Source organism: Sorangium sp. So ce1014 (genome assembly GCF_051521505.1).
GTDB lineage: Bacteria > Myxococcota_A > Polyangia > Polyangiales > Polyangiaceae > Sorangium.
Map to the genome: position 1 here is coordinate 12,248,144 of NZ_CP150356.1, position 22,032 is coordinate 12,270,175.

Here is a 22,032-nt window from a genome sequence, read left to right on the forward strand (position 1 = left end):
GCATGGCGCCGCTCGAGGATCCGGGTGCGGAGCCGCTCGCCGCGCTCGAGGAGGCGGAGGGCGCCGCCGGCAGCGAGCGTGGGGCGGCCTCCGGGGCGCCGGGGTGCCGCGTCCGCTTCGCCCGCGGGGTGACCGAGCTGCCCGGCGATCAGGCTGTGGTGGTGCTCCACGAGGACGCGTTCCTGCGCTGGCGGCCCACGCCGGAGCGGCCGGAGGGCGCGCCCTCGCGGCTCGCCGAGGTGACCGTGGGCGCGGCCATCGCGGTCGAGCACGGCGGCATCTGGGACGAGGGGCTCGTCCTCGGCCGCGTTGTGCGCCCGGCGCGCGCAGGCGGCTTCCGGGTCGACGGCGACGTGGAGGGCTACCCGTCCGTCGCTGACGCCGAGCGGGCGCACGGCCCGCTCGAGGCGGGTGAGCCGCAGGAGCCGCCGGCGAGGGCCGCCGATCCGGCGTTCGAGCTGGGCGAGCCGATCGGGCGCGATGCGCGCGGGAGCGGCCGCCGAGCGAGGAGATAGTTGCTCAACCGAAATCGGTGAGCGCGTCGCCGCGCGCCTCGGTCCAGCTGTCGCGGCTGCGCAGCCGCTCGCGGTACGCGATCACCTTCGGCCAGCGCTCGGCGTCGTCGAGGTGCGATCCGCGGAGCATCGCGAGGGCGGCGCCCACGGCGCAGTCCGCGAGCGACATGGAGCTCTTGAGCAGGTACTTCTGTTCGTCGAGCTCTGCCTCGAGCAGGTCGAGCGAGCGCGTCGCCTCGTCGGCGGCCCGCTTCAGGACCGCCTCGACGGGGGCCGGGAAGCCGGTCCTCGGCGCGACGATGCTGGCCCACCAGACGACGCCGCAGTGCGGGGTCAGGTGCGCGCTGTCGAAGAACAGCCACTGGAGCGCCCTGGCCTCGGACGTCGGCACGTCGGGCCAGCGCGTCGTCCCGTGGGTGCGGCCGAGGTAGGCGATGATGGCGTTCGACTCCCGGAGCACGAGCGGGCCGTCCTCGAGGACAGGCACCTTCCGGTGCGGGTTCAGCCGGGCGAAGGCCTCGGCGCGCTGCTCGCCTCGAAACAGGTCGACCTCGACCGGCTCGTAGGTGAGCCCGAGCTCGGCGAGGGCGAGGCGCACCTTGAGCGCATTGGGCGACCGGAGAAACGTGTAGAGGCGCATGCCGGCGCAGTAGCGCATGCGGCCGGAGGGCGCGAGCGGGCGGGGTGGGGGCGAGGAGAGGAGCCCCGAGGGGAAGCGAGAGCGTCCGGCTGGATCAGGCGATGCCGAGGACGGGCGGCTCGACGGGCGCCGATTCGGGCTTCACGGGGCTGACAGCCTCCGGCTTCTTGTCGGGCCGCGGGGACGCCGGCGTGGAGCGTGTCGCCGTGTACAGGTTGGGGAAGCGGCCTTCGGGATCGTCGTAATAGAAGAGGAACCGACCGACACGGACGGCCTCGTCGTAATGGCGGAAGAGCAGTTTGGCGGCGCGTGCCTGGTAGCCTTTCCAGAGCGTCTGTTCGGGCGTCGCCGTGGCGCCGAGCAGCCGGAGGATCTGCTCGGCGAGGGCGCTCGCGTCCTGTTCATCCTCGTTGCGGAAGTTCCGCTTGTCGTCCTTTATCGCCTCGCGATGCTTGCGGTACATGTCGGCGGCGCCGGACAGGTCATTGGCGAGATCGAGGTGGCCGCTGCCCGCGCGCAGGTGCGCGAGCTGCGCGGTCGCTTCCGCGTCGCCGTCGAGGTGGTACTCGAGCGTCTTCAGCATGCGCGCGCGCGTCTCGTAGGCACGCTCGACGAGCGTGGCCGGCAGCGCCGCGCCGGAGTGCGTCGCCGAGGTAAGGAGGAACTTGTACCGGGCGAACCATGTCGCCCAGGCGACGCTCTCGAGCCCGTCGATCCGCTCGGCATCGAGCGTGCCCGCCGCGGCGATGGCCGCGATGCGCTGGCGCAGCTGCGGCGTGGAGAGCGTCTCGGCCACGCCGATGGCCTGCACGGCGGCTGCCTGGAGGTCGAGCCGCGGCGTGTCCAGCTCGGCGAGCGGTATCGCGTCGAGGTCGGGCTTCACGCGGTGGAAGGCCGCCTCCGCGGTATGGATCTGGGTGGGTTCAACGGCGGGTGTGCCTGATTTGTTCGGCTTTTTGGGTTTGGACATGAAGGCAATGACTAAGTCGCGCGGGAGCGAATGTCGCGAGAGAGCACGAAAACGGCGCGGTTCATGAATAGAGTCGTGCGGTTGCCTCCAGGCAGCGGGGAAGGCCTGGGACACGAGCGCTCAGCGGCGCGGGCGCGAGGGTGGAGCGGAGCACCAAGTGGACGGAACCGACGGCGCTCCGGTCGGTGCGTGGGGGTTGCCGGCGATGGACGACGCTCCGACGTTGCGGGAAGTGCGTGGGGCTTGGCCGGAGGTGGTGGAGGACGTTGCGGGAAGTGCGCGGGGCTTGGCCGGAGGTGGTGGAGGACGTTGCGGGAAGTGCGCGGGGCTTGGCCGGAGGTGGTGGAGGACGTTGCGAGAAGTGCGCGGGGCTTGGCCGGAGGTGGTGGAGGACGTTGCGAGAAGCGCGCGAGGCTTCGCCGGAGGTGGTGCAGGATGTTGCGGGAAGCGCGCGAGGCTTCGCCGGAGGTGGTGCAGGATGTTGCGGGCAGCGCGCGCGCTTCGCCGCAGTGGATACGGGGATGCGGGAGGTTGCACGTGCTGCGTTCAGCTTCGTCGGCGGCTGCGGGATGCGGAGACGAGGATAGGGCTGTGGCAGTGGTTCGGTCAGCCGATCAGCAGTCGGAGAAGGATCGCCTTCCGGCATCACGGCGTGGATTTTCCGCGAGCACCATCCATGCCAGCTACGGATGTGTACGTGCTCAACACTCGAACTCGGTTGTCGGGGGTGCGATCTCAAGCATCAACTTTTGTGTAAGAATCGTTGCAGGAGCGGTCGTTCTGATTGTGTGGATGTCGCAGGGGCATGGTAGATGACAAACGATCTCTTCTTGAAGTGCGGGCGGTTCTGGCTTCTCAGGCAACTGAGAGATGATGACGAGAGCTCGATCATCAGAGGAATGCGATTGAGCACGGCTGCTCTGCTTTATTGATGATGTTGACGCGCGGTTTGTCGCATGAGCACACAACCTGTTCTTCAAGGAGATATCGGTGTCCCAGGAGATCGCACCACGCGTCGATATCGCGTTCCGCCTCGCGGCGAATGTCGTCCCGCTCGACCACGGCTACGCCTTGTTCGGCGCGATCTGCCGGATCGCCGGCGACCTGCACGGCGCGAGGTGGCTCGCGGTGCACCCGCTTCCCGGCGTGCCACGGCCTGACGGCCTGCTCGCGGTGGACGCTCACCGCGGACTTCGCCTCCGGTTGGAGCCTGGCCAGATCGCTCGTGTCCTCTGCCTTGCCGGCAAGCGTATCGAGCTCGACGGACACTCCGCGCGCGTGGGCGTTTCCACCGTGCACGCCATCGAGCCCGCAGCGGAGCTGCGCGCCCGCATCGTCGTCATCAAGGGCTTCACCGACCCGGAGCCGTTCCGGGAAGCGCTGCGGCGGCAGCTCGACGCTCTGGAGATCGCCGCGCGCATCGAGCTCGGGCGACGACGCACGATCGCCGTCAACGGCTACACGGTCGTCGGGTTCGAGACGGCGCTGCATGAGCTGACCCCGGAGGGGTCGCTGCGAGCCCAGTACGCGGGCGTCGGAGGCAAGCAGCGGATGGGGTGCGGCGTGCTCGTGCCGACCGGGCGACGCGTTCGTCAGGCGCAGCCGCGGGCCGAGGCGTGATGCGCTCGCCGCTCCTCGCGAAGTCGTACGACCGCAAGGATTTCAAGCAAGGCCCGCCCGATTTCGCGCTCCTGACGCAGCACAGCCGTGACGTGGCCGCTGCGTGTCGGGCGCTGGCCGATGTGATCGGTCCGGCCGCCTTGGAGGCAGCAGCGCTTGACCCGATCGAGATCGAGCGCTTCGCCACGACGCTGCGGCTGTGCGGCTGGATGCAGGACGTCGGGAAGGCGAACAGCGACTTCCAGGCCATGGTCTACGACCAGCCGCAGATCGAGCAGCTCGTGCGGCACGAGACCGTCTCCGGGTTCCTCGTCTGGCTGGACCCGGCGATCCGTCGCTGGCTCGCGCCGATGGAGGAGGTCCTCATGGTCGCGACGTGGGGCACGCTCGGTCATCACCGCAAGTTCGACGAGCAGGCTGGAATGAACCAGGGCGCTGCGCTGACCGTGCACGCAGCCCACGAAGACTTCGCGACGCTCCTCCGAGACATGGCGGCCGACCTCGGGCTGCCAGCACCGCCCAGGTTCGAGCGCGACTTCACGATCGGCCGCAGCACGCGGGACCGTGCGGACCGCGCCGCCGGGCCGATGCGGCAGCAGATGGTCGACAGCTTCCGCGACGCCGAGGCCGACTTCCACGACGAGCATCGGCGCCGCTTCGTTGCGCTGGTGAAGGGGCTCGGCATCGCCGCTGATGTGGCCGCGAGCGCGGTGGCACGGCGTCACGTCATGGCAGCGCGTTACTCCCTCCCGGAGTTCATCGTTCGCAGTTTGTCGACCAGGCTCACCCGCAGCGAGTTGACAGGACTCATCCATGGCTGGGCGTGGCGGACCTACGACGGCCATGCGCCGGTCGACCTCTCGCGGCTTCCACCTGGCTTCGGCTTCCGTCCGTTTCAGGAGCACGTGGCGGCGTCTCCTTCGCGCTTGACGCTGGCGGAGGCGGGGTGCGGCTCCGGAAAGAGCGTCGCTGCCTACCTCTGGGCACGCGAATGGTGCGCACGCCGCGAGATCGCCGGCGCGCCGGGCTTCCGCCTGTTCTTCTGCCTCCCGACCACGGGCACGACCACCGAGCACTTCAAGGACTACGCGCTCGAGGCGGATGTCCCGGCAGAGCTCGTCCATTCGCGGGCGTCCGTCGACCTGCACACCCTCGCGACGACCGCCGACCAAGAGGAAGACGAGGACGCGGGAGACGGCGACGCTCGGTCGGACCGCGCCGAGTCAGCGAAGAACGCGCTGAGAGCCGAGCGGGACCAGATCGAGGCGCTCGCGCTCTGGGACGTCCGCGTCGCGGTGACAACCGCCGACACCGTGCTCGGGCTGATGGCGAACGCACGCCGTGCGCTGTGCGCGCTACCGGCGATCGTGCAGTCGGCAATCGTCTTCGACGAGATCCACGCGTTCGACGATCACCTCTTCGGTCACCTGCTGGTGTTCCTGAAGAACTTTCCGGGCATCCCGGTGCTTCTGATGACCGCGTCGCTGCCGGAGGCGCGCCGGCGCGCGCTGGCCGAGGTTCGCCCCGACGTTCACGTCGTGCCCGGGCCGGCCGATCTGGAGACGCTTCCGCGATACCGCCTCGTCGAGGTCGAAAGCCCGGAGGCTTGCTGGCCAGAGATCGACGACTGCCTGCGCGGAGGCGGCAAGGTGCTCTGGGTACGGAACCGGGTCGAGTGGGCGAACGAGATCTACCGCAGGGCGCTGGAACGGTTCCCGGAGATGAGCGTCGACGTGTACCACTCGCGGTTGCGGTACATAGATCGCAGCCGCCGACACCGTCGCGTGATCGATCGCTTCAAGCGCGCGGGGACGCCGGCCTTCCTGGTCGCCACCCAGGTGGCAGAGATGTCGCTCGATCTCTCGGCGGACCTGCTCGTCACCGACGAGGCGTCCGTTCCCGCGCTGATCCAGCGCCTCGGGCGTCTCAACCGTCGCGCCACGCCGATGTCCCCGGGGAGCCCGAAGCGGGCGCTGATCGTGCCGGTCGCGGTGAAGGCGGCGTTGCCTTACAGCGCGGAGGAGATCGAGGCGAGCCGCAGCTGGAGGAGCGACCTCGTGAAGCTCGGGCGCGCGCTGCACCAGCGCGATCTCTCGGAGCGGTTTTCCACCGTGGCCTCCGCGCACTCGCTCGACTACAGCGCCGCCGAGGAAGCCGCCGTTTTTCTGGGCGTGCCGGAGCGCAGCGGCCTCTGGCGCACCCGGCCTGGTAGCACCCGCGGCGCCGGGTACACCGTCACGGTGCTGCTCGATCGCGATGTGGTCGCGCATCGGCGGGAGCATGGCGGCGATGTCCCGGCCGCCGAGTGGCTCCGCGAGCACGAGGTGTCGATCCCGATCAAGCAGGCGGTGCTCGGGTGGCCGCGCGTGGCCGGGCTGCACGTCGCGCCCGAGGATGCTGTCGCTTACGACTACGATGAATCCACCGGAGAAGGGACCGGCGCGCGATGGCGAGAGAGCTGATCTACCGGCTCACGAACCCGAACTACACCGTCTACCATCGCGCGGCGCTCGGTGGCCTCGCGGCGACGGTGGTCGCGTGGCGGGCGAAGCGGGGCAGCGCGCCCGCCGGGATCGAACACGACGTCCAGCGCGACCGTGTGAGGCTCGCATGGGGCGACGACCTCTCCGATCAGGAGGCGCTGCGGCGGATCCTCGACGCCTCGTTCCGGCTCACCAAGGACAAGCTGATCGATCTCGCCGGCCAAGCTGTCGCCAAGGACAACGTCGCGCTACGGCTCGCGATTCACAACGGCCTGTGCGCGACGTTCCTGCAGCACCCCAAGATGCGCCCGTCGGAGAAGGAGCCGAGGCGCGTCGAGATCAGGAGCGCGGACGACGAGGCTCGCGGGCTGTTCACGTACAAGGCGATCACCTCGTACGCCCATCAGAAGGCGCAGGGGACCGGGTTGCTCGAGCCGGCGAAGAAGGGCTCGCCGGCGGGGCGCCTCCCCGTGGTCGCGACGATCCCGCAGTCCATGGTCCCGGGCGCCATGACGGGGATGCAGCCGCTCGAGACCGGCCCGGAGGAGGCGATCCTGCTGCTCTACCTGATGGTGGGCAGCGCGGTGTTTCTCCTGCGTCCGAGGACGTACAAGGAAAAGATGCAGGCGTGCGTCGTCGTGCCGGACGTGCGCGATCTCGTCGCGTTCTCCAGGGCGCTGCGCGCCGTGGCGGGCGTCGATGTCGAGCGGCCGCGGTTGAGCGGGAGCTATCTCGGGCGTGTAGCCGGCGGCGCCGAGGAGGCAGCGCTGCGGCTGCTCGTCGATCTCACCGCGGACGACCTGCGTGACAACCCCGCCGTGGCCGGTCTCCAGGCGATCGCGATGGGGAAGGTCGCGTGGGACAAGAACCAGGTCAACCGGAGCGCCGCGGTTAGGATCGGGCTGAGCTGATGGCAGGATGCACTCCAGCGAATTCGTGTCAAGATATGTTCGTGGAATGTCAAGAAATCGGTGGAAGGTGTATCATAGGATTCCCCGGTTGCGATGTGCACGGCAGCAGCCCTTGCAGGACATGCCTTAGAGCCTGCCAGCTTGACCTGGAGTATCCGCCGGCGTGCAACTGTAGATCGTGCGGTTATCGATGATGATCTCCTTGCAGAGTGATGCCGTGTATGTCGCGATCGGTAGGATTGCACAGTCGGAGCTCAAGAAGATCGTGTCTCCCGTCGTCGTCGACGATGACAATCTTCTTCTTGGTCCGTCGAGCTCGGACCCGAGGCGTCATCGCGCCGCGCGCACTGGATACTGGGGAAGGCGGCCATCGGCAAAGCTCAGCAAGGAGCTCGCCCGCTCTGCAGACCTCCCTATCTGCGTGGCCATCCCGCCGACGATCAACGGGTTGCTGAGCTTGTGTAGAATCTGTGCCTCCGGAGCCGAGCGAAAGCGCCAGATAAAACTTATTGCTCTCAGGTCGGACATCGCCGTGCCATTCCCGCACGGTCAGGATCCGACGGAAGAAGCGTTTTTCGACGTCGCGGACGCTCTGCGACGGAATCCAACCGTGACCGAATGCTCGGAGCTCGAGGTCGCGCTCCTCGCCACAGTGTGGAAATTGTGGTGTGAGCGCTCCCCCGTCGCCCTGTCCAGGTTGTGCGCTGCGGGTGGCGCACTCCACCCGCAGCTGGCAAATCTTGGCTGCTATCACGCAGGGTATTTCCCCAGGCGGGTCGACAAAAAACTATTGCTATCACGCTTTGATGAGCTGCTCTTGAGGCAGCTGTCCGGTGAATGGATCACGTCGACCAGGGTCTTCGTCAATGGACAAGTTGACAGCCCTGGCCTGCGAGAATGGCTCTCGCACGTCGGAGACCTCTACGTGCCGAGGCGACTGCTCGAATGGAGCCGGCACGGCGGTGGGCGCCTTGTCGAGTACCAGGAACATCCGGAGAAGCCTTCCGAAATGAACAGATGGTCTTTTCGATGGCATGCCGGGGGCGAAGCGATCCTTGAATCGTTGCCGAGCCTGCGAGCAGCACCACCGGTGTCCATCGGTGGTTGTGTCGCGTACGACGCCGACCGTGCCTGGGTATGTCGCTTCGATGGTCGAGGTTCGCCTTATATCACCCGGCTCGCCAGGGCGGACGGTCCCGTCGGCGGTCTCGCGGCACGCTAGAGCACCTCGCCCGATCGCGGTGCCGGTACGTCGTTCTCGCCCTTCGCGCCTCGCTACCTCGGCGAGCTAGCCAGCGCCGCGCTCCGCCTTGTCCCGGATCGACCGCGAGCCCTTGCTCCACGCGCTCCGCCTTGTCCCGGATCGACCGCGAGCTCCTGCGCCACGCACTCCGCCCGCGCTGCGTCGGCGCCGGCGCGCAGCGTCCCCGAGCCCATCGATCCGGTCTCGCGCGCCCCTCTGCTACCCTCGCGCCATGGACCGCCACCGCTCGCTCCGCATGACCCTCCTCCTCGCCGCCGGCGCCGCCGGCTGTTCCAGCTCGAACAGCCGCGACATCGCGGTCGTCACGCTGGCCGAGCCCCAGGCCGCGGGCGGCGACGCGGGCGCCCCGGACGATCCGGCGGCGCCCGCGCCCCGGACGCCGCGCGCCGCGGGCTGGGTGCAGGAGCCGGACGGCACGGTGCACCGCGCGTCGCGGGTCCGCTGCGACGCGACCATCGCGCAGCGCGCGTGCAGCGGTACCGAGCGAACGCTTCAATGCAAGACGGACGCCGATTGCAGAGAGGGACCCCGCGGCAAGTGCGTGAGCGCCTTCGGGCAGATAGGGGCGTATTGCGGCTGCGAGTACGCCTGCGAGAGCGACGCCGAGTGCGGCGCATCCGAGGTGTGCGTCTGCAAGGGGACTGGCGCGCTCCGAGAGGAGCACTCGGTCTGCGCAAAGGCCCAATGCGCCGTCGACGCCGATTGCCCTGGCAGCACCTGCGGCCTGTCGGCCTACTTCAACGGGTGCTGGGAGCAGGTCACGCTCGCCTGCCGGACCAAGGACGACACCTGTCGGAGCGACGCCGACTGCGCGTCCGACACGATCCCGGGGGCCGCCTGCGTCGCCCCCGACATCGACGGAGAGAGCGTGCGCTGGCAGTGCGCAGGGATCTCCTGTGCCATCGGGCGCCCCCTCGTCGTCGACGGCCGGCCGCGCGCCGCGCGGGGCGCCGCGCGCGATGACTGGCGCGCGCCCGCGGAGCTCGACGTCGCGTCCCTCTCGCCCGAGGTGCGCGAGCGCGCCGCGGCGCACTATGCCGCCGTGGCCGCGCTCGAGCACGCGTCGATCGCGAGCTTCGCCCGCTTCTCCCTCCAGCTCCTCGCGCTCGGCGCGCCGGCCGCCCTCGTCGGCGAGGCGCACCGGGCCGCGCTCGACGAGGTGGAGCACGCGCGCCTCGCCTACGGCATCGCCTCGCGCCTCGCGGGCCGGGCGATCGGCCCGGGGCCGCTGCTCGAGGCGGCCACGGCGCCGCTCGGCGCCGGCGTCGCGGAGGTGGTGGAGGCGCTCGTCGAGGAGGGGTGCGTCGGCGAGACGCTGGGCGCGGCGGAGGGCCGGGAGCTCTCGCAGATCGCCGGGGATCCAGCGCTGGCGGCCGCGCTCGCGCGCATCGCCGCCGACGAGGAGCGGCACGCGGCCCTCGCGTGGAGGGCGCTCTCGTGGATGCTCGCGACGTTCGGCGAGCCGGCGCGCGCCGCGGCGGAGCGGGCGTTCTCCCGCGCCGTCGCGCGGTATGCGGCCGACCCGGCGCCGGGGCCTGCCGCGCACGAGGCGCTCGGCGTGCTCCCGGCGCGCGCGCTCGGGGCGCTGCGCCGCGAGGTGCTCGCCGAGGTCGTCGCGCCGTGCCGCGCGGCGCTCCCGGGGTTGTCGCGCGACAGCGCTCCTGTCGATCCGTCGAGACTTATCTAGTCCGGGGGGCCGGGGGGTAGTCGACCCCGGCCTACCCGACTAGCAGGCTCGGGACACGGGACGGGGGAGCGCGGACTCTGTGCGTTCCGGGAGTACCGGTGCGTAGAATGTCGGTGTCATAGGGGATGTCCTGAGTGGCCAAAGCGGGCTACTGAGGCAGATTCGTCACGGCCGTAGCAACTTGCCACAGTGTAAATGGGCACGATCGCGAGGTTCGGCGGGAAAACATGCTGGGACCTTGCGCACCGATCTTGCACAGGGGCCGGCACCTGAACCCACCTGAGGAGGTCCTTATCTATGGTCGCATCGCGCAACGTTCTTGTCTTGACGGTCGGTCTTGCTCTCGCTGTCGGTTGCTCCAGCCAGCCTGCGGCGACTGACCCGAGCGCGGTGAACGGAGCCGCTCCGCCGGCTCCGACCCCTGCTCCGATGGCGCCGCTGGAGACGCCGCCGGCCTCACAGCCGAGCACCGACGCGCAGGCGGGAGCGACGCAGCCGGGGATTACCACCAGCACGACGCCGAGCGCGCCCGTCGAGGCGCCGCTCACCGACGAGCAGATCGTCGCCGTGCTCGACGCCGCGAACAAGAAGGAGATCGACGAGGCTCAGCTCGCGCAGACCAAGGCCAAGCACAAGGACGTGAAGGCTTACGCCAGGGTCATCGCCCAGCACCACACCGAGGCCAAGGCGAAGCAGGCCAAGCTGATCAAGAAGCTCGGCCTCACGGCGGCGGACTCGGACAAGAGCAAGCAGCTCGCCGATGAGACGCAGCAGGCGGTCGACCAGCTCAAGGCGCTCCAGGGCGCCGATTTCGATCAGCAGTTCGTGGCGCTCATGGTCAAGGACCACCAGACCACGCTCGACCTGCTCGACAGGCGCGTCCTGCCGGACGCGAAGAACGCCGACCTGAAGGCGATGGTCGAGAAGGAGCTCCGGCCGACGGTCGAGAAGCACCTGAAGGACGCGGAGGCGCTCGCGCAGAAGCTCGCCCCGGCGGCGACCACCGCCGGCACGGGCGCGGAGTGAGCCCCGCTCGGATCAGGTGAGCGATAGCCAGACGGACTTGAGCTGCGTGAGCTCGTCCAGCACCGCGCGCCCGTTCTCCCGCCCGAAGCCGGATTGCTTCATTCCGCCATAAGGGCTCGCGGCGTCGAACCGGTTGTACGTGTTGATCCAGACCGTGCCCGCCTCGAGCCGCGCCGCCAGCGCGTGCGCCTTGCCCACGTCGCGCGTCCAGATGCCCGCCGCGAGGCCGTACTCGGTCGCGTTCGCGAGGCGCGCGGCCTCCTCCACGTCGTCGAAGGGGATCACCGCCAGCACGGGGCCGAAGATCTCCTCGCGGGCGACGGTCATCGACGGAGAGACCGCCGAGAACACCGTCGGCTCCACGAAGAACCCAGGACCCGCGCCGCGCCCGCCGATCTCGCGGCGCGCCCCCTCGGCCGCGCCGCGATCGATGTAGCCGAGCACCTTCGTGAAGTGCGCCTCGGAGACGAGAGGGCCCATCTGCGTCGACGGGTCGAGCGGATCGCCCGAGACCAGCCGGCGCGCGCCGCTCGTGACCGTCTCCAGCACGCGATCGTGCACCGCACGCTCCACGAGGAGCCGGCTCCCCGCCGTGCAGAGCTCGCCCTGGTTGTAGAAGACGGCCGTCACCGCCGCCTTCGCGGCGCTCTCCACGTCCGCGTCCGCAAAGACGATGTTCGGGCTCTTGCCGCCGAGCTCCAGCGACAGCTTCTTCAGCGTGCCCGCCGCCGCGCGCATGATCGTCCGGCCCGTGTCCGTGCCGCCCGTGAACGAGATCTTCGCCACGCCCGGGTGCTCGACGAGCGCCGCGCCCGCCTCCTCGCCATGGCCCGTGACCACGTTGACGACCCCCGGCGGCACCCCCGCCTCCGCGAGGATGCGGGCGAGCTCCAGCGTCGTCAGGCTCGCCTCCTCCGGCGGCTTGATGACCACCGTGTTGCCCACCGCGAGCGCCGGCGCCACCTTCCGCGCGGCGAGCAGCAGCGGGAAATTCCAGGGGATGATCGCGCCGATGACGCCGAGCGGCTCGCGCACGGTGTAGTTCAGGAACGGGCCCCGCACCGGGATCGTCTCGCCGCCGAGCTTCGTCGCCCACCCGGAGAAATAGAAGAACGTGTCCGCCGTGCGCGGCACGTCGATCGTCCGCGCCGCCGTGATCGGCTTGCCCGTGTCGACGGCCTCGAGGCGCGCGAGCTCCTCGCACCGCGCGAGGATCAACTCCCCCGCCTTCCACAGGATGCGCGCGCGCTCGTTCGGATCCATCGCCGCCCACCGCGGAAACGCCGCGCGCGCCGACGCCACGGCGGCGTCCACGTCCTCGCGCCGGCCGCGGGCGAGCCGCGCGAGCACCCCGCCGGTCGCGGGGTTGGCGGTCTCGAACGTCTCGCCGGAGAGCGCCTCCCTCTCGGCGTTGTCGATCCAGAGCTTCTTCACCGTCTCGCGCGTCTCGGGCATGCCCTCGTCGTAAACCCGCGCACCCGGGCGCGGCAAGCGGCGATGACACGCGCCCTGCCGTGCGGGATACTCGTCCTGCCCATGGACTTCTCCGACCGCCCCACGCTCCCGTCCGTCCCTCCGCGAAGAGTCGTCACCGAGCTGCCAGGGCCGAAGGCGCGCGCCTGGATGGCGCGCGGCGGCTTCGACATGCAGTCGCGCTACCGCGCGGTCGTGATGGACGACATCGCGAGCCGGGGGTGCTCGCTCGTCGACGTGGACGGCAACGTGTTCCTCGACCTGTTCGCGAACTTCGCGCTCGGGGCGCTTGGCTACAACCACCCCTCGCTCGTCGAGGCGGCGCACCGCGACGGCTTCATCCGCGCGGTCGCGAACCCGACGTCGACGCCGTTCGTGACGACGCCGGCCTGGTTCGAGTTCGTGGAGGCGCTCGAGCAGCGGTACGCCCCGCGCGGGATGGCGCGCGTCTTCTGCGTGGACGCGGGGGGCGAGGGCGTCGAGTCGGCGCTCAAGGCGGCGTTCATCCGGCACGGCGAGCGCCGGCGCGAGGCCGCCGGGCTGCCGAGGAACCCGCTGGAGCTCCCGGAGGAGCAGCAGAAGAGCATCCTGGACAACGCGGGGACCGACGCGGTTGTCGTGTCGTTCGCCGGCGCGTTCCACGGCCGCGGCCTCGGGCCGATGTCCGCGACGCACTCCAAGGTCATCCACAAGGCCGATCTGCCCGCGTTCCCGTGGCCCACGGCGCCGTTCCCCGCGAGCCGCTTCCCGCTCGCGCGCTTCGCCGACCAGAACGACCGCGCCGAGGCGGAGGCGCTCGCCGACCTCGAGCGGATCCTCGACGCGCACCAGGGCAGGGTGGCCGCCGTGATCGTCGAGCCCGTGCAGTCCGAGGGCGGCGACCGGCACGCGAGCCCGGTCTTCTTCCGCCGCGCGCAGGAGCTCGCCGGCAAGGCGGGCGCGGCGTTCATCCTGGACGAGGTGCAGACGGGCCTCGGGATCACGGGCACGCTCTGGGCGCACGAGCAGCTGGAGCTGCCGCGCCCGCCCGACCTCATGTGCTTCGGCAAGAAGATGCAGATGGGCGGGTTCTTCGCGACGTCGGCGTACGACGTCGCGCAGTTCGGGCGCATGTACCAGACGCGCAACGGCGACCGCGCGCGGGCCGCGATCGCGCTGGCGACGCTCCGCGCGATCGAGTCGGAGGATCTCCTCGCCAGCGTGCGCGCGGCGGGCCGCCACTTCCTCTCGCGGATCGAGGAGCTCTGCGAGCGCTACCCCGCGCTCGCGAGCGAGCCGCGCGGCCGCGGCTTCCTGCTCGCGTTCGACCTGCCGACGACCGCGGCGCGCGACGATTTCCTCGGGCGCGCGCTGCGCCGCGGGGTGTTCGCGAGCTACACGGGGACGCGCTCGGTGCGGCTCCGCCCGCACCTCATCACGACGATCGCGGACGTGGACGAGGCGGTCTCGGTGTTCGACGCCGTGCTGCGCGAGATGGCCGGGTGATCGTCGACCCGCGCGACGTGTGCCCGGGGGAGGGGCCGGAGAAGGTCGCGCGGGCGCTCGCGCGGTTCTCCGTGGACGAGGCGCGCGATGATGCGTCGTTCGACGAGGGGTACCGGGCGCTCGACGCGGTCTTCGGGCCGAAGGGCGAGCTCGAGCGCCGCGAGGTGCTCTCGGCGTGGTTCGCCGGGCAGAAGACGGATCCGGCGGCGCCGATCGTGGCGACGTACCACATGCTGCTCGCGCGCGGCGTGGACGGCGGCGACGGGCGCCTCGCCGGCGTGCGCGACTGCTACGTCACGCTCGACCGCGCGGCGCGGCGCTGCGTGGTGCTGCTCTCGCACGCCCTCGTCCTGCCGGCCTTCCGCCGCACCGGCCTCGCCGCCCTGCTGCGCGCGGCGCCGGTCGCGCTCGCGCGCCGCGCGATCGCCGCAGCCGGGCTCGGCGGGGCCGGCGGCGACGGCGTGGAGGTGATGCTCGCCGCCGAGATGGAGGCGGTCGACCCGGACGACCGCGACACGGTGGTGCGGCTCATCGCCTACGGTCGCGCGGGGTTCGCGATCATCCCGCCGGCGGTGCTCCCGTACGCGCAGCCCGACTTCCGCGACATCGCCGCGCTCGGCGTCACGCCGGTGCCGCTGCCGCTGCTCGCGGTGGTGCGCCAGGTCGGCGAGGAGGAGCGCGACGACATCCCGCGCGCCCGGGCCGAGTCGTTCCTGCGCCATTACCAGACCGCCCACGCCGCCGAGGTGAGCCCGGGCGAGCTCGCGCCGATCCGCGAGAACGCGCTCGCGCGCCTCGCGGCGTTCCCGGGCGAGCGCGTGCCCCTGATCCGGATCCCGCGGGGCCCGGCGGAGATCGCGGGGCTCGCGCCGGCGCTCCGGAGCGCGGTGATGCCGCTGTTCCCGCCGGCGTGGCGCGGCAAGGCGCCGCTCGATGACCCGGCGCGGGAGCTCGAGCGGCTCTCTGCGGCGTGGCCCCCGGGATAGCCGCGGTCGGGCATCCCCGGGCCCGCGCCCCGCCGTGCGCGCCGGGCCGCTCGGCGGAGGGCCCTCGCGAGGGCTCCGCCCGGGGCGCCCCGGAGGGCCGGCAGCGGCCGGGCGAGCGGCTCCACGCGGAGGCTCCTCGGCGGTCCGCCGCGGGCTACGATGGAGAGCGCCGGACACGCAGCCATGCCGTCGAGCACCACCCACGTTTCGATCCGCAGGATCACCGACGAGAGCGCCGCCGACGCCGAGGATCAGCTCGCCGTCGAGGCGCCCCTCGAGATCGTCGTTGTCGCGCGAGCCCGCGGGGCGCTCCCCTTGGCCCCGCAGGAGCGCGCCGCGCGCCGCCTCGGCATCACGATGCGCACGCCCGGCCACGATCGCGAGCTCGCGATCGGGCTGCTGTTCGCCGAGGGGGTCATCTCCCGCGCGGCCGACGTTGTCGCCGTCGACGAGGCCGCCGGCCCCTCGGGCGACCTCGTGCGCGTCACGCTCGCCGAGGACGTGACCGTCGACCTCGGGCGCACCGAGCGCGCCCTCGCGGTCGCGAACGCGAGCTGCGGCGTCTGCGGCAAGGCGTCGATCGACGTCGCGTCGTGCGCGCCGCCCTCGCCGCTCGCGCGGGGCGCTCCGCGGATCGCGCCGCGCGTCGTGCACGGGCTCGCCGCGCGTCTCCGCGAGGCGCAGCCGGTGTTCGGGCGGACCGGGGGGCTGCACGCGGCGGCCCTCTTCGACGCGGGCGGCGCGCTCGCCGACCTCCGCGAGGACGTGGGCCGCCACAACGCCGTCGACAAGCTGATCGGCGCCGCGCTGCTCGCCGGGCGGCTGCCCGACCCGGGCGCGGTGCTCATGGTCAGCGGGCGCGCGGGGTTCGAGCTCGTGCAGAAGGCGCTCCGGGCGTCGATCCCGGTGATGGTCGCGGTGGGCGCGCCGTCGAGCCTGGCCGCCGAGCTCGCGTCGGCGCACGGGATGACGCTCGTCGGCTTCGCGCGCGACGGGCGGTTCAACGTGTACGCGGGTCGGGAGCGCATCGCGGTCGCGCCGGAGGCGGCGTCGTGACGGCGCGCGACGTGCGCGATGTGCAGGCCGAGCCGCCGGTCGAGGCCGAGCCGCCCCGGATCGGCGAGCGCAGCGGGGCCGCCGGCGGGCTCGCGGCGGTCGGGGCGACGCTCCGGCACGCGATCGGCGAGATGGGGGTCGCGCGCGCCGTGCGCACGCTCCTGCGCGTGAACCAGGGCGAGGGCTTCGACTGCCCCGGCTGCGCGTGGCCCGAGCCGGAGGAGAAGCGCTCGGTCGCCGAGTTCTGCGAGAACGGCGCCAAGGCGGTCGCCGAGGAGGCGACGCTCCGGCGCGTCACGCCGGAGTTCTTCCGCGAGCACAGCGTCGAGGCGCTCTCGCGTCAGTCCGACCACTGGCTCGGCAAGCAGGGGCGGCTCGTCCACCCGATGCTGCTCGACGAGGGCGCGTCGCACTACCGCCCTGTGTCGTGGGACGAGGCGCTCGACCTCGTCGCCTCGTCGCTGCGCGCGCTGGCCTCGCCGGACGAGGCGCTCTTCTACACCTCGGGGCGCACGAGCAACGAGGCGGCGTTCCTCTACCAGCTCTTCGTGCGCGAGCTCGGGACGAACAACCTGCCCGACTGCTCGAACATGTGCCACGAGTCGAGCGGCGTCGGCCTGCGCGAGGCCATCGGGGTCGGCAAAGGTACCGTATCTCTTCATGATTTCGAGCTGGCCGACGCGATCTTCGTCGTCGGCCAGAACCCGGGGACGAACCACCCGCGCATGCTCTCGGCGCTGCGCGAGGCGCGGCTGCGCGGCTGCGAGATCGTGACCGTGAACCCGCTCCCCGAGGTCGGCAACGAGCGCTTCCAGCACCCGCAGCACCCGCTCGATCTCGTCGGCTCGGGGGTGCCGCTCTCGACGCTCTTCCTCCAGGTGCGCATCAACGGCGACGTCGCGCTCTTCACCGGGATCATCAAGGAGATGCTCGAGGAGGAGGAGCGGCGGCCGGGCGCCGTGCTCGATCGCGCGTTCATCGAGCGCCACACCCACGGCTTCGAGGCGTTCGCGGCCGCCGTGCGCGGGACGCCGTGGGACGACATCGTGGAGCAGAGCGGGGTCCCGCGCGCTCAGCTGCGGGCGGCGGCCGAGATCGCGATGCGGTCCGAGCGCACGATCGCGTGCTGGGCCATGGGCCTCACGCAGCACCAGAACGGCGTGGCCAACGTGCAGCAGGTCATGAGCTTCCTGCTCCTGCGCGGCAACATCGGGCGCCCCGGCGCGGGCGCGTGCCCGGTGCGCGGGCACAGCAACGTGCAGGGCGACCGGACGATGGGCATCTGGGAGCGCCCGCCCGCCGAGCTCCTCGACCGCATCGAGAAGAACTTCGGCTTCTCGCCGCCGCGCCGCCACGGCCTCGACACCGTCGCCGCGATCGCCGCGATGGCCGACGGGCGCGCCCGCGTCTTCTTCGCGCTGGGCGGCAACTTCCTCTCGGCGACGCCGGACACGGCGTTCACCGCCCGCGCCCTCGCCCGGTGCGACCTCACGGCGCACGTGTCGACAAAGCTGAACCGGGCGCACCTCGTGACGGGGCGGCGCGCGCTCATCCTGCCTTGTCTCGGGCGCACCGAGCGCGACGTGCAGGCGGGAGGGCCGCAGCTCGTGACGGTCGAGAACTCGATGGGCGTCGTCTCGAGCTCGCGCGGCAACCTCCCGCCCGCCTCGGAGAGGCTGCGGAGCGAGGTGGCGATCGTGGCGGGGCTCGCCCGCGCGACGCTTGGTGCGCGCTCGCGCGTGCCCTGGGAGGAGCTCACGGCCGATTACGATCGGATCCGCGATCTCATCGAGCGCACGATCGATGGATTCGACGATTTCAACGCGCGGATCCGGGATCCGCGCGGCTTCGCCCTGCCGAACGCCGCGGCGCGGCGCGAGTTCCGCACCGCCACGGGCAAGGCGAACTTCATCGCCCACGCGCTCCCGCGGCACGAGCTCGAGCCGGGCGAGCTCCTGATGATGACCATCCGCAGCCACGACCAGTACAACACGACCATCTACGGGCTCGACGATCGCTACCGCGGCGTCCGCGGCGGGCGCCGCGTCGTGTTCATGAACGCCGAGGACGCGGCCGAGCGCGGGCTCGCGCAGGGGGACCTCGTCGACGTCACGAGCCGCTTCTCCGACGGAGAGCGCGTGGCGCGCGCGTTCCGCGTCGTGCTCTACACGATCCCCCGCGGCAACGTCGCTGCCTATTTCCCCGAGGCCAACGTGCTCGTGCCGCTCGGCAGCATCGCCGAGAAGAGCCACACACCCGCGTCGAAATCGATCGTTGTGCGCGTCCAGCCCGCCGTCGTGAACGACGGATCCGCGTGACGCTCCGCCGCCCCCGTTGCACTGGAGTCCGACCATGAACGCACTGCCCAGCATCTCTCCGCCCGTCCCCGGCGAGCCCGAGCGCGCCTCGATGCGCACCGCCATTCCGGGGCCCGCGTCCGAGGCGCTCCGCGCTCGCCACCATCGCTATCAGGACGCGCGGCCGATCCACTTCTATCAGGACGCGCGGAAGAGCCTGGGCAACTACATGGTCGACGTGGACGGCAATGTCCTGCTCGACGTGTACGGGCACATCGCCGCCGTGCCCATCGGCTATAACCACCCGGATCTGCTCGCCGCCTGGCGCAATGGCCGCTTTGACTGGTGCGCCGGCTACCGCTCGTCGCTCGGGGTCGCGCCCGCGCCCGAGTGGGTCGACATCGTCGAGAAGGCGCTGATGCGCGTCGCGCCGAAGGGGCACTCGCACGTGTTCACCTTCACGACCGGCGCCGAGGCGGTGGAGAACGCGCTCAAGGCCGCGTTCATCCGGCTCGCCCGGCGCCGGCGCGGCGGCGCGCAGCCGAGCGACGGCGACCTCGCCGCCGCCATGCTCAACCGGCAGCCCGGCATCAACGCCTTCAAGGTGATCTCCTTCGAGGGCGGGTTCCACGGCCGCAGCATGGGCGCCCTCTCGGCGACGCGGAGCAAGCCGATCCACAAGCTCGATATCCCTGCGTTCGACTGGCCCGTCGTGCCGTTCCCTGCGAACCAGTTCCCCGAGGCGGCCCACGCCGAGCAGAACCGCGCCGCCGAGGCGCGCTCGCTCGAGGCGGTCAAGGCCGCGATCGACGCGCACCCGGACGAGATCGCCGCGGTCATCGTCGAGCCCATCCAGGGCGAGGGCGGCGATCGCCACGCGAGCCCCGCGTTCTTCCAGGCGCTCCGCCGCCTCACCTCGGAGCACGGCGTCGCGCTCATCCTCGACGAGGTGCAGACCTGCGGCGGCGGGACCGGCGCGCTGTGGGCGCACGAGGCCTGGGACCTGCCCGAGCCGCCGGACATGGTGACGTTCTCCAAGAAGATGCAGCTCGGCGGCTTCTACTGCCGCGAGGAGCTCGCGCCGATCGAGCCGCTGCGCATCTTCAACACCTGGCTCGGCGACCCGATCCGCGGCGCGCAGCTCGAGGTGATCCTCGAGGTCGTCGAGCGCGACAGGCTCCTCGAGAACACGCGGGTGACGGGCCAGCGCCTCGTCGCCGGGCTCGAGGACCTCTGCCTCCGCTACCCCGGGGTGCTCTCGGGCGCCCGGGGCAGCGGCACCTTCGCCGCCGTCGACTTCCCCCATGCCGCCCGCCGCGACGCGGCGCTCACCGCGCTCCGCAACCGCGGCCTCGAGGTGGGGGGCTCGGGCGACCGCACGCTCCGCTTCCGGCCGGCGCTTGTCTTCGCCCCGCGCCACGTCGCCGAGGCGCTCGACCTCCTCGAGTCGGTCTGCAAGTGACCGCCGCCTCCGCCTCCACCTCGCTTCCGATCCGGGTGTTCCACTCGGCGCGCTACTTCGCGGACATCGGCGAGCACGTCATGCCGATGCGCAAGTTCGCCCTCGTGCGCGAGGCGATCGAGCGGAGCGGCCTGCCCGCGCGCATCGAGGAGCCCGAGCCGGTCAGCGACGAGGACCTCCTCCGCGTGCATACGCCCGAGTACCTCCGGGCGATCGCGACCGGCGAGCCCCGGGCGCTGGCCGAGTCGCAGAAGTTCCCCTGGTCGCCGGCGCTCGCCGGGGCGGTGCGCTTCACGAACGGCGGCTGCATCGCCGCCGTCTCCGCGGCGCTCGAGGAGGGCATCGCGGGCAACCTCGCGAGCGGCTTCCACCACGCGCACGCCGCGCACGGCGAGGGCTTCTGCACCTTCAACGGCCTCGTCGTCGCGATGGAGCGCGCGCGCGCCGAGGGGCGCATCCGCCGCGCCCTGGTTGTCGACATGGACCTTCACTACGGCAACGGCACCGCGTCGCTGCTCGCGTCGCGCCCCTGGGCGTTCGCCCTCTCCATCTACGGCAACTGGTACAAGCAGAACCGGGCGTACAGGGACGTCGAGGGCGAGCGCGCTCCGGACACGGAGAACAGCTGGTCCGTCCCGGTGCCGGGCGGGAGCGGCGGCGCCGCGTACCTCGAGATCCTGGAGCGGCACCTCGGCCCCGCGATCGATCGCGCCGCGCCCGACCTGATCCTGTACCAGGCCGGCGCGGACCCGTTCCGCGAGGACCCGTACTCGCCGCTCGACCTGACGCACGATGACCTGCGCGCGCGCGACGAGTTCGTGTTCCGGACCGCGCTCGAGCGGCGTATCCCGATCGCGTGGGTCCTCGCGGGCGGCTACACGCCCGACGTGAGCCGGGTGGTCGAGGTGCACCTCGGCACGTTCGTCGCGGCGGTGCGGGCGAGGGAGGCGCGCCGGGAGGGGCCGTGATCCCGTAAGAAGGGGCCATTCGCTCGACGCGTCTCCGCGCGGCGCAGGTGAAGGCTCATCGCGCGGGTGCACACGGCGGCGCGGCGCGGCGCCTGCTCCGGCGCGGCGACCTTCGCGCCGGCCTTTGCTGGTAGACTCGCGCCATGGCCGATCTGAACGACCCCGTCCGCCTGGCCGAGCTGCACGGCGCCATGCTGCGCACGGACGCGGACGCCCTCCTCGACGCCTGCGTGGCGCGGGCCGCCAGGCTCGCGCGGGCGCCGATCGCGTTCGTGAGCCTCGTCATCCGCCATATCCAGCTCCTGCGCGCGCACCACGGGCTGCCCCTGGAGCTCGCCGTGAGCTGCGCGACCTCGCGGAGCAACTCGTTCTGCCAGCTCGTCGTGCGCGACGAGGTGCCGCTCATCGTCGAGGACGCGCTGCGCGACGAGCGCGTGCCGAAGGAGCTCGTCGAGAGCTACGGCATCCGCGCCTACGCCGGGGTGCCGGTGCGCGTGCGCGGCCACGCGATCGGCTCGCTCTGCGTGCTCGACGTCGTGCCCCGCCGCTTCGACCCGCGCGCCATCGACGGCCTCGAGCAGCTCGCCCTCGAGGTCGCCGGCCGGCTCGCCGATCTCGTCGAGCGCGACGCGCCGCTCGGCAGCGCCGACGTCCAGGAGCGCCTCGTCCGCATCGAGCAGGCCACGCGCGTCCTGGAGCGCGCGCTCCTGGCCCTCGCGCCGGTCATCGCCGCGGCCGAGAGCGCGGCGGGGCCGCGGCCGCCGGTCGACGCGATGCACGCGACCCCCTCGGCGCTCGTGACGCTTGCCAGCCTGCGCGCGGCCGTCGGGTGCTGGCGCGACATGGGCTCCGTCGCGGAGGAGCTCTGCGACGAGGCCGCGGCCGTCGCGAGCTCCGCCCCCGCGGCGTCCGGGCTCGTCGCGGCGGCCCGGGCGCTCGCGCGGGGCATGGCCGAGGTCGGCCCGCTCGTCCGCCTCGCCGAGGGGGTGCTCGAGGGGACGCTCGAGGAAACCGCCGCCGAGCGGGGGAGGTCGCTCGTGCTGCGCGGCGCGCTCGAGGCGCACGAGGCCGCCTGCGCGGCGGTGGGCGAGATCCGCGCGGGCGCCCTGCGCGCGCGGGCGGCGCCAGCCGGCAGCGCGGCGTGAGCGCCGGGCGCCGCGGCGGCGCGCGGTAGGTGATTTGCAGCGCG

The 22,032-nt window shown here is 71.9% G+C and carries 17 protein-coding genes; 14 read left to right on the top strand and 3 right to left on the bottom strand.

The annotated features are described in order from the left end of the window. Window positions 1-2 precede the first annotated feature (2 nt). Window positions 3-515: a hypothetical protein gene (locus WME75_RS46110; RefSeq protein ID WP_437484801.1), complete on the top strand. Its 513-nt coding sequence runs from the start codon at window positions 3-5 to the stop codon at window positions 513-515. Window positions 516-519: 4 nt separating this feature from the next. On the opposite strand, the gene WME75_RS46115 is transcribed toward WME75_RS46110, so the two are convergent. Both WME75_RS46115 and WME75_RS46120 read right to left on the bottom strand, forming a co-directional pair. Beyond that, window positions 520-1,155: a glutathione S-transferase family protein gene (locus WME75_RS46115; RefSeq protein ID WP_437484803.1), complete on the bottom strand. Its 636-nt coding sequence runs from the start codon at window positions 1,153-1,155 to the stop codon at window positions 520-522. A gap of 94 nt (window positions 1,156-1,249) precedes the next feature. Beyond that, entirely contained in the window at window positions 1,250-2,239 is a 990-nt protein-coding gene (locus WME75_RS46120) for a hypothetical protein (protein ID WP_437484804.1), read from the bottom strand. Window positions 2,240-3,115: 876 nt separating this feature from the next. Here WME75_RS46120 and cas6 point away from each other — a divergent pair. The 6 genes from cas6 (at window position 3,116) to WME75_RS46150 (ending at window position 11,116) form a co-directional block, all read left to right on the top strand. Next, window positions 3,116-3,745, top strand: coding sequence for a type I-MYXAN CRISPR-associated protein Cas6/Cmx6 (gene cas6 / locus WME75_RS46125; RefSeq protein ID WP_437484806.1), 630 nt, complete (start codon window positions 3,116-3,118; stop codon window positions 3,743-3,745). Beyond that, window positions 3,745-6,207, top strand: coding sequence for a CRISPR-associated helicase Cas3' (gene cas3, locus WME75_RS46130; RefSeq protein ID WP_437484808.1), 2,463 nt, complete (start codon window positions 3,745-3,747; stop codon window positions 6,205-6,207). The genes cas6 and cas3 overlap by 1 nt, the downstream gene beginning before the upstream one ends. Then, complete coding sequence (cas8a1, locus tag WME75_RS46135; RefSeq protein WP_437484810.1) at window positions 6,192-7,139, top strand: type I-MYXAN CRISPR-associated Cas8a1/Cmx1; 948 nt, start codon at window positions 6,192-6,194, stop codon at window positions 7,137-7,139. The genes cas3 and cas8a1 overlap by 16 nt, the downstream gene beginning before the upstream one ends. A gap of 190 nt (window positions 7,140-7,329) precedes the next feature. Then, a complete protein-coding gene (locus WME75_RS46140; protein WP_437484812.1) occupies window positions 7,330-8,361 on the top strand; it encodes a hypothetical protein in 1,032 nt (343 codons plus the stop codon). A gap of 253 nt (window positions 8,362-8,614) precedes the next feature. Beyond that, complete coding sequence (locus tag WME75_RS46145; protein ID WP_437484814.1) at window positions 8,615-10,090, top strand: ferritin-like domain-containing protein; 1,476 nt, start codon at window positions 8,615-8,617, stop codon at window positions 10,088-10,090. Between the two features lie 429 nt (window positions 10,091-10,519). Next, the gene (locus WME75_RS46150) at window positions 10,520-11,116 is read left to right on the top strand and encodes a DUF4142 domain-containing protein (RefSeq protein ID WP_437484816.1); all 597 of its coding nucleotides are present in this window, start codon (window positions 10,520-10,522) and stop codon (window positions 11,114-11,116) included. 12 nt (window positions 11,117-11,128) lie between these two features. Here the strand turns inward: WME75_RS46150 and WME75_RS46155 are convergent, their stop codons facing one another. Beyond that, a complete protein-coding gene (locus WME75_RS46155) occupies window positions 11,129-12,571 on the bottom strand; it encodes an aldehyde dehydrogenase family protein (RefSeq protein WP_437484818.1) in 1,443 nt (480 codons plus the stop codon). An 81-nt stretch (window positions 12,572-12,652) separates the two neighbouring features. Here WME75_RS46155 and WME75_RS46160 point away from each other — a divergent pair, with 81 nt between their 5' ends. From WME75_RS46160 to WME75_RS46190, 7 genes are all read left to right on the top strand, one after another. Next, entirely contained in the window at window positions 12,653-14,074 is a 1,422-nt protein-coding gene (locus tag WME75_RS46160) for an aminotransferase class III-fold pyridoxal phosphate-dependent enzyme (protein ID WP_437484820.1), read from the top strand. Beyond that, window positions 14,071-15,060, top strand: a complete 990-nt coding sequence (locus tag WME75_RS46165; protein WP_437484822.1) for a hypothetical protein — start codon at window positions 14,071-14,073, stop codon at window positions 15,058-15,060. The genes WME75_RS46160 and WME75_RS46165 overlap by 4 nt, the downstream gene beginning before the upstream one ends. Window positions 15,061-15,243: 183 nt before the next feature. Then, window positions 15,244-16,116 (top strand): formate dehydrogenase accessory sulfurtransferase FdhD, encoded by an 873-nt coding sequence (locus WME75_RS46170; protein ID WP_437484824.1) that lies wholly within the window; start codon window positions 15,244-15,246, stop codon window positions 16,114-16,116. Then, the gene (locus tag WME75_RS46175) at window positions 16,113-18,434 is read left to right on the top strand and encodes an FdhF/YdeP family oxidoreductase (protein WP_437484826.1); all 2,322 of its coding nucleotides are present in this window, start codon (window positions 16,113-16,115) and stop codon (window positions 18,432-18,434) included. The genes WME75_RS46170 and WME75_RS46175 overlap by 4 nt, the downstream gene beginning before the upstream one ends. Window positions 18,435-18,468: 34 nt before the next feature. Continuing rightward, a complete protein-coding gene (locus WME75_RS46180; protein WP_437484828.1) occupies window positions 18,469-19,875 on the top strand; it encodes an aminotransferase class III-fold pyridoxal phosphate-dependent enzyme in 1,407 nt (468 codons plus the stop codon). Next, entirely contained in the window at window positions 19,872-20,843 is a 972-nt protein-coding gene (locus WME75_RS46185; protein WP_437484830.1) for a histone deacetylase family protein, read from the top strand. The genes WME75_RS46180 and WME75_RS46185 overlap by 4 nt, the downstream gene beginning before the upstream one ends. A 143-nt stretch (window positions 20,844-20,986) precedes the next feature. Next, complete coding sequence (locus WME75_RS46190; RefSeq protein WP_437484832.1) at window positions 20,987-21,988, top strand: GAF domain-containing protein; 1,002 nt, start codon at window positions 20,987-20,989, stop codon at window positions 21,986-21,988. Window positions 21,989-22,032: the final 44 nt, after the last annotated feature.

What these genes read in the sequence shown, in the direction of transcription:
- cas3 (WP_437484808.1), top strand. Translation starts at nt 3,745, where the DNA reads ATGCGCTCGCCGCTCCTCGCGAAGTCGTACGACCGCAAGGATTTCAAG.
- WME75_RS46160 (WP_437484820.1), top strand. Translation starts at nt 12,653, where the DNA reads ATGGACTTCTCCGACCGCCCCACGCTCCCGTCCGTCCCTCCGCGAAGA.
- WME75_RS46115 (WP_437484803.1), bottom strand. Translation starts at nt 1,155, where the DNA reads ATGCGCCTCTACACGTTTCTCCGGTCGCCCAATGCGCTCAAGGTGCGC.
- WME75_RS46155 (WP_437484818.1), bottom strand. Translation starts at nt 12,571, where the DNA reads ATGCCCGAGACGCGCGAGACGGTGAAGAAGCTCTGGATCGACAACGCC.
- WME75_RS46145 (WP_437484814.1), top strand. Translation starts at nt 8,615, where the DNA reads ATGGACCGCCACCGCTCGCTCCGCATGACCCTCCTCCTCGCCGCCGGC.
- cas8a1 (WP_437484810.1), top strand. Translation starts at nt 6,192, where the DNA reads ATGGCGAGAGAGCTGATCTACCGGCTCACGAACCCGAACTACACCGTC.
- WME75_RS46170 (WP_437484824.1), top strand. Translation starts at nt 15,244, where the DNA reads ATGCCGTCGAGCACCACCCACGTTTCGATCCGCAGGATCACCGACGAG.
- WME75_RS46140 (WP_437484812.1), top strand. Translation starts at nt 7,330, where the DNA reads ATGATGATCTCCTTGCAGAGTGATGCCGTGTATGTCGCGATCGGTAGG.
- WME75_RS46150 (WP_437484816.1), top strand. Translation starts at nt 10,520, where the DNA reads ATGGCGCCGCTGGAGACGCCGCCGGCCTCACAGCCGAGCACCGACGCG.
- WME75_RS46190 (WP_437484832.1), top strand. Translation starts at nt 20,987, where the DNA reads ATGGCCGATCTGAACGACCCCGTCCGCCTGGCCGAGCTGCACGGCGCC.
- WME75_RS46110 (WP_437484801.1), top strand. Translation starts at nt 3, where the DNA reads ATGGCGCCGCTCGAGGATCCGGGTGCGGAGCCGCTCGCCGCGCTCGAG.
- WME75_RS46180 (WP_437484828.1), top strand. Translation starts at nt 18,469, where the DNA reads ATGAACGCACTGCCCAGCATCTCTCCGCCCGTCCCCGGCGAGCCCGAG.